This window comes from Pantoea sp. R102, assembly GCF_004916815.1.
GTDB classification, from domain to species: Bacteria; Pseudomonadota; Gammaproteobacteria; order Enterobacterales; family Enterobacteriaceae; genus Pantoea; species Pantoea dispersa.
The window spans coordinates 1-4,330 of record NZ_SDFT01000263.1; the positions used below are offsets into that span (position 1 = coordinate 1).

A 4,330-nucleotide genomic window follows, 5' to 3' on the forward strand; every position below is an offset into this window, starting at 1 on the left:
TCTCCCAGCTGAGCTATAGCCCCGTACCGAAAAAACCGCCGAGTTACCTCGACGGACGGCATAATATGAGACCGCTGTTTGAGTGTCAACGGCAAATTCTCGTTCTGCGTGCGATCGCTGAAAAAGGCGGCAACCCTGTGTCGCCGTGGCTTTTTTTTCAGCGCAGCGCGTACTCGTCATCCCTGCCCTCAGCCGTTATCTCAACGCCGCCTCAACGGTGCACCACGCCGAGGTTAACTTTAGGTTAAAGATGTTAGCGTCAGGCTTGTTTTCGTTAATGGTGCGTGTAAAACTTAGCGCGCTAATTAACCGGTTAGCCGTCCAGGGTATTCACTCGCTAACCGGCCAGCACGTCCTCCTTGTTTAATAAAAGAAAAGTGAACTATGTCGCTGCATACACCTAAAGAGATCGCGCAACTGGCGATTCAGGCCGGCGTGGCTAAAAGCCGTCTGCCGGTTTCCACCTTATTAATTCTTGGCTTCATGGCGGGCGCGTTTATCGCCACCGGCTTCCTGCTCGATCTGCACGTTATTAACCAGCTGCCTGCTGAATGGGGCTCGTTTGCCGGCTTCCTCGGTGCGGCGGTATTCCCGGTCGGGCTGATTCTGACCGTACTGGCGGGCGGCGAACTGCTGACCGGCAACATGATGACCCTGCCCATTGCCTGGTTCGCGCGCCGCATTAGCGGTTTCAGCGTGCTGCGTAACTGGTTTTGGGTCACCATCGCCAATTTTATTGGCAGCGTTGCGGTAGCATGGTTCTTCGGCCATCTGCTCGGCATGACCGAAGGCGACTATCTGAAGAAAACCGTGGCGATAGCGCATGCCAAAGTGAACGCCGATTTCATGCATGCGTTCATCTCCGGCATCGGCTGCAACTGGCTGGTGTGTCTGGCGGTGTGGCTGGCCTTCGCCAGTAAAGATATGGTCGGCAAAATCTTCGGCATGTGGTTCCCGGTGATGGCCTTCGTGGCAATCGGTTTCCAGCACGTGGTGGCCAACATGTTTATCGTGCCTGCCGCAATTTTTGCCGGTCAGATGAGCTGGGCAGAATTTGCACCTAACGTGGTTGCGGTATTTTTAGGCAATGGTGTGGGCGGTGCGATCTTTGTCGGCCTCACCTATTTCCTCGCCTTCCGTCCGGCACAGGCGGCGGTCAGCGAAGCGCAGTAAACCGATTTTGCCTTTTGTCGTACAGCAAAAGGCATTTTCTGCCTTGATTACTTTTCCCCGTAACGTTTTGTTGTAATATGTAGAGCTAATGTATTTAACAGGGACAGCATCGTGAAAAAGGAATGGCTCACTCCCGAAGAGCTCGCGCTGGAAACGGGCTACAGTCGGCAGACGGTGAATAAATGGATCAAGCGTGAAAACTGGACGACCACGCCTAAGCCCGGTGTACAGGGCGGTAAGGCGCGATTAATCCACATTGATGAGCGTGTCAAAAGCTTCATTCAGTCCACCCGCCATGCAAACGAACCGGCGGCAAATTATGGCGCTCAGCAAAATACGTTACCTGCGTTATTAATAAATTCTGTCCAGCAAATGACGGCCACCGAACAGGAACAACTGGCGGCGCTGTTATTGCGGGAAGGGATCAGGGGCGTATTACAGCGGTTAGGAATCCAGGAAGAATAGAAAAGCCGGAAGCAGTGAGATGCTTCCGGCTTTTTTGTTGCCTGCCTCATCACAGCAGCCTGACAGGCCGCTGTTCAGCTCAATCAGGCCTGTGCTTCACGCTCCGCGATGAACGCCAGCGCTTTTTCGATACGCGCCACGCTGCGGCTGCGGCCGATGGCTTCCACCGTCACGTCGAGCCCAGGCGACTGACCGGCACCGGTTACGGCAACGCGCAGCGGCATACCGACTTTGCCCATGCCGAGCTCAAGTTCATCCGCAGCAGCCTGAATGGCGTTATGCACGTTTTCCGCATTCCAGTCGCTGTCGCTGATGGCCGCCAGCTTGTCGCGCACCATTCCCAGCGGCTGACGCGCCACCGGACGCAGATGCTTTTTCGCTGCATCCGCATCAAACGCGTCAAACTCTTCATAGAAGTAGCGGCAGGACGCGGCGATTTCGACCAGCGTTTTGCAGCGTTCGCCCAGCAGCGTCACCAGCTTCGCCAGCTCCGGTCCGGTGCGGGTATCAATGTTCTGCTGCTCGATGTGCCACTGCAGCTGGGTCGCGACATATTCCGGCGGCAGCGTATTAATGTAGTGGTGATTGAGCCACTGCAGTTTCTCGGTGTTGAAGGCGCTGGCCGATTTGCTCACCGCATCGAGGGTGAACAGTTCGGTCATTTCCGCCACGCTGAAAATCTCCTGATCGCCATGTGACCAGCCGAGGCGCACCAGATAATTAAGCAGCGCTTCCGGCAGGTAGCCATCGTCGCGATACTGCATGACGCCCACTGCGCCGTGACGCTTGGACAGCTTTTTACCGTCATCGCCAAGGATCATGGATACGTGCGCATAAGTTGGCACTTCCGCACCAATCGCTTTCAGGATGTTGATCTGACGCGGCGTGTTGTTGATATGGTCTTCACCACGAATAACGTGCGTGATGCCCATATCCCAGTCGTCGACCACCACACAGAAGTTGTAGGTCGGTGAACCGTCGGTACGGCGGATGATCAGATCATCCAGTTCCTGGTTGCTGAATTCGATCGGACCACGAATCTGATCGTCAAAAATCACCGAACCGTCCTGCGGGTTGCGGAAGCGGACCACGCACGGTTCATCGGCAGCATGATGTTCATGGCTGTCGCGGCAGCGGCCGTCATAACGGGGCTTCTCGCCTTTTTCCATCTGCTCTTCACGCAGCGCGTCCAGACGCTCTTTCGAGCAATAGCATTTATAAGCAGTACCGGCTTCCAGCATTTCGTCGATAACGTCGTTATAACGGTCGAAACGTTTGGTCTGGTAGTACGGGCCCTCATCCCAGTCGAGATTCAGCCAGTTCATCCCATCCATAATGGCTTCGATCGCTTCCGGCGTGGAGCGCTCCAGGTCGGTATCTTCGATACGCAGGACGAATTCGCCCTGGTTATGGCGAGCATAAAGCCATGAGTAAAGCGCAGTACGCGCACCACCGACGTGCAGGTAGCCCGTCGGGCTGGGTGCGAAGCGAGTTTTGATTTTCATTCAGCATTGCCTTAAATGCGCAGGTTTCGTTGTCTGGATGACAAAAAAACGGGTTAACGCGGAAAAACAGTGCGCATATTCTAGCAGGTGAGGCTGATTCCTCAATCACTGTCACGCTGGCGGCGCGGGCAGAAGTGCGTTTTTCTGCTAATAAAACCAGCACATTGGCTAAAAGCGCTGCATGATGTCTAAATTTAAAGCGAACGCACATTTATGTTTTAAAAAGCGTTGACTCACTTCGAAGGATCCCTATAATGCGACTCCACACAGCGGGGGTGATTAGCTCAGTTGGTAGAGCATCTCCCTTACAAGGAGGGGGTCGGCGGTTCGAGCCCGTCATCACCCACCACTCTTAATGAGATGGCCCGCAGTGAACAAGAGATAAGATATGGGTGATTAGCTCAGTTGGTAGAGCATCTCCCTTACAAGGAGGGGGTCGGCGGTTCGAGCCCGTCATCACCCACCATATCTTAGTCAGATGACACTCTTGTTAAGCAGTACCGAAGTGGGTGATTAGCTCAGTTGGTAGAGCATCTCCCTTACAAGGAGGGGGTCGGCGGTTCGAGCCCGTCATCACCCACCACTTCGGGTCGTTAGCTCAGTTGGTAGAGCAGTTGACTTTTAATCAATTGGTCGCAGGTTCGAATCCTGCACGACCCACCAAATTCAGGAAAAAGCGCCCTCTGGGCGCTTTTTTCGTTTCTGTGCACCGATGCTGAACGTGCAGGATGAGGACCTGCTGCAGGTTCGACTGAATCGCCGGGAGCGATTCAGGCTGATGCGCCAGTATCACCCGCAGGGCGAGGCCCCGGATGGGCCGAGGCATATCCTGCACGACCCACCAAATTCAGGAAAAAGCGCCCTTTGGGCGCTTTTTTCGTTTCTTTACATCCCACTTCCCAGGCTACCAGCTAAGCTGCAACTGCATTCAACCACGTTTGCACGTTTGGTAGCGGCGCAATTTATTGCGCGATGAATCGCGCCGCTACAAATGGTGTGCGATTTGCGGTTGCCTTACCTGGTTGCCCTTACGCCATCAGGGCGCTTTTTTCGTTTCTTCACATCCCACCCCCAAGACTGCCAGTTAAGCTGAAACTGCATTCAATCAAAGTTGCACATGTGGTAGCGGCGCAATTTATTGCGCGATGAACCGTGCCGCTACAAACAGTGTGCGATTTGCGGTTGCC

Annotated in this window: 3 protein-coding genes, 4 tRNA genes and 1 other RNA gene; 7 read left to right on the plus strand and 1 reads right to left on the minus strand. The window is 54.4% G+C overall.

The annotated features are described in order from the left end of the window. Nucleotides 1-384: 384 nt before the first annotated feature. Complete coding sequence (locus ERD80_RS21265) at nt 385-1,173, plus strand: formate/nitrite transporter family protein (protein ID WP_021508241.1); 789 nt, start codon at nt 385-387, stop codon at nt 1,171-1,173. A 111-nt stretch (nt 1,174-1,284) separates the two neighbouring features. Next, nucleotides 1,285-1,638, plus strand: a complete 354-nt coding sequence (locus ERD80_RS21270; RefSeq protein ID WP_058758359.1) for a YfeC-like transcriptional regulator — start codon at nt 1,285-1,287, stop codon at nt 1,636-1,638. 83 nt (nt 1,639-1,721) lie between these two features. Here ERD80_RS21270 and gltX read toward each other — a convergent pair whose 3' ends face one another. Next, a complete protein-coding gene (gene gltX, locus ERD80_RS21275) occupies nt 1,722-3,143 on the minus strand; it encodes a glutamate--tRNA ligase (protein WP_136548449.1) in 1,422 nt (473 codons plus the stop codon). Nucleotides 3,144-3,416: 273 nt separating this feature from the next. Between gltX and ERD80_RS21280 the strand changes: the two genes are divergently transcribed. From ERD80_RS21280 to ERD80_RS21300, 5 genes are all read left to right on the plus strand, one after another. Continuing rightward, nucleotides 3,417-3,492 (plus strand) — tRNA-Val (locus tag ERD80_RS21280). Nucleotides 3,493-3,533: 41 nt separating this feature from the next. Then, nucleotides 3,534-3,609, plus strand: a tRNA-Val gene (locus tag ERD80_RS21285). A gap of 41 nt (nt 3,610-3,650) precedes the next feature. Continuing rightward, nucleotides 3,651-3,726 (plus strand) — tRNA-Val (locus ERD80_RS21290). A 4-nt stretch (nt 3,727-3,730) separates the two neighbouring features. Then, nucleotides 3,731-3,806, plus strand: a tRNA-Lys gene (locus ERD80_RS21295). Between the two features lie 44 nt (nt 3,807-3,850). Then, nucleotides 3,851-3,987: non-coding RNA, RtT sRNA (locus ERD80_RS21300), on the plus strand. The last annotated feature ends 343 nt before the right edge of the window (nt 3,988-4,330 follow it).